Below are 867 nucleotides of genomic sequence, written 5' to 3' on the forward strand. Positions count from 1 at the left end.
GCCCCCCCGGCGCCGGGGCGGCCCCCGCGCCGCGCGCGGCCCCCCCCCCCGGGGCGGCCCCGCGGGCCCGGGGCGCCCGGCCCCCCCCCCCGGCGCGGGGGGGCGCCCGGCCGGCTCCCGGGCGCGACCCCCGACCCGGGGGGCCGGCGGGGGGCGCGGCCGCGCCCCCGCCGCCGGCCCCCCGCCCCGCCGCGCCGGGGCGGCCCGGGCCCCGCGGCGGTGCCCTCGGTCAGTCGGTGGGGGCGTCGGTGGCGACCTGGTGCCGGGCGGCGATGCCGCGGGCGGTGTCGCCGTCCGGGCCGGGCTGCGGGACGAACACCGCTTCGCGGTAGTACCGCAGTTCGGCGATGCTCTCGCGGATGTCCGCCAGCGCCCGGTGGCTGCCGCCCTTCGGCGGGCTGTTGTAGTACGCCTTCGGGAACCAGCGGCGGGCCAGCTCCTTGATCGAGGAGACGTCCACGATGCGGTAGTGCAGGTGGCCCTCCAGCCGGGCCATGTCCCGGGCGAGGAAGCCGCGGTCGGTGCCGACGGAGTTGCCGCACAGCGGGGCCTTGCCGGCCTCGGGGACGTGCTCCCGGATGTAACCGAGCACCAGTTCCTCGGCCTCGGCCATCGTGACACCGTCGGCCAGCTCATCGAGCAGCCCGGAGGCGGTGTGCATGGTGCGTACCACCTCCGGCATGCCCTCCAGCGCGTCCGCGGGCGGGCGGATCACCACGTCCACGCCCTCGCCGAGGATGTTCAGCTCGGAGTCCGTGACCAGCGCCGCGACCTCGATCAGGGCATCCCTGTCGAGGTCGAGGCCGGGGATCTCACAGTCGATCCACACCACACGGGGAATAACACCCCCTGGCGTATAAAAAAATG

Annotated in this window: 1 protein-coding gene; it reads right to left on the reverse strand. The window is 77.3% G+C overall.

Annotated elements, in window-relative coordinates:
• Positions 1 to 229: 229 nt before the first annotated feature.
• Positions 230 to 832: an oligoribonuclease gene (gene orn, locus ACFV0G_RS34980; RefSeq protein WP_380556678.1), complete on the reverse strand. Its 603-nt coding sequence runs from the start codon at positions 830 to 832 to the stop codon at positions 230 to 232.
• Positions 833 to 867 lie beyond the last annotated feature (35 nt).

The sequence above is a fragment of the Kitasatospora sp. NPDC059571 genome (genome assembly GCF_042735675.1).
Lineage (GTDB): Bacteria > Actinomycetota > Actinomycetes > Streptomycetales > Streptomycetaceae > Kitasatospora.